The organism is Microbacterium sp., from assembly GCF_031988965.1.
GTDB lineage: Bacteria > Actinomycetota > Actinomycetes > Actinomycetales > Microbacteriaceae > Microbacterium.
Map to the genome: position 1 here is coordinate 1 of NZ_DALZXX010000235.1, position 1,123 is coordinate 1,123.

The 1,123-nt window shown below is 71.1% G+C and carries 1 protein-coding gene and 2 pseudogenes; all 3 read left to right on the plus strand.

Annotated features, from left to right (window positions below; genetic code table 11):
• Positions 1 to 463, plus strand: a pseudogene (locus tag RTM68_RS18120) (ABC transporter); the annotation flags it as partial.
• Between the two features lie 8 nt (positions 464 to 471).
• Positions 472 to 963 (plus strand): hypothetical protein, encoded by a 492-nt coding sequence (locus RTM68_RS18125; protein WP_312173676.1) that lies wholly within the window; start codon positions 472 to 474, stop codon positions 961 to 963.
• Between the two features lie 61 nt (positions 964 to 1,024).
• Positions 1,025 to 1,123: pseudogene (locus RTM68_RS18130) on the plus strand (spermidine/putrescine ABC transporter substrate-binding protein); the annotation flags it as partial.

The window sequence follows — 1,123 nt, forward strand, 5'->3', positions numbered from 1 at the left end:
GTACCTGGCCGCGACGCTCGGTGTGCGCGCGCTCGAGGGAGAGGTCACCGGAGCGAACATCGCGGATGCGGCGATCGCCCCGCTGGTCACCTGGAGCTACTGGGTTCCTGTGGCCGTGTTCTTCTTCGGCTTCTGGCTTCTCGGTGCGTTCATCAACCGCGGACGCTGGGGCCTGTGGGTCGTCTTCGGCATCATCGTCGGCGCGATCGCCTACGGCGGGCACCTCCTGGGTCAGCTGTTCCAGGCGCCGTTCTGGCTGCTCAGTGCGAGCGAGGCCAACGAGCTCATCGGCTCGCAGCTGCTCGCACCGCTGGCCATCGCCGCGTTCGTCTTCGCGCGTGAGCTGACCATCTGGTTCGGCGCGTGGGTCGCACGCAGCGGTGCCCGCAAGACCGAGCTCAACGCCGAGGCGCAGCGCGAGTACGAGCGCACGCTCGAAGCCGGCCCGACGCTGTCGCGATAGTCACGACCATGTCATCGCCGAACCCCCGTGGACCCGAGTCCGCGGGGGTTTCGGCTGTCCTGGCACTGGTTCTCGCGACGGTCGGCTTCTTCGCGCTGGCCGTCTTCGGGCTCGGCGCGCTGACGATCGCGACCGACACCGACATCATCGCGGTCGAGGGACTCGGGCAGATGCCGGGGGCCGTGGGCATGCTCGTCGCGGTGCTGGCGTTCGCGCTCGGACTCTGGATGGCGCTGCGCCGCGAGCATCCGTCGTTCCTGTCCGTTCCGGGCATCGGCGTGGGGGTCGGGCTCGCCCACCTCGTCGCGGTGTGGGTGGGAGTCGTGGTGGGCACCGGCGACCTCGTGGTCGCCACCGCCGTGGCCGGCGACCTCGTGCGCGGGGGAGCGAGCCTGGTGCTTCTGCTGGTCGCCGCGGTGGCCGCGTGGGGCGGCATCGCGCTGCGGCGCACCCGCGCGAGCCACCCGCAGTGGCCGTGGGAGAAGGACGAGGACGAGTAGGACGCAGGATTCCGGCCCGTCAATCGGCGCCCAGCGGGCACGGTCGTCGTACGCTCTACGTGTGGAGCGCTCGCTGGAGACGCAGGTCGACCAGGCTGTTCAGGCCTGGCTGCGCTGGGTGCCGCGCTGGGAGCCGGCCACCCATCGAGGACGGGTCGCG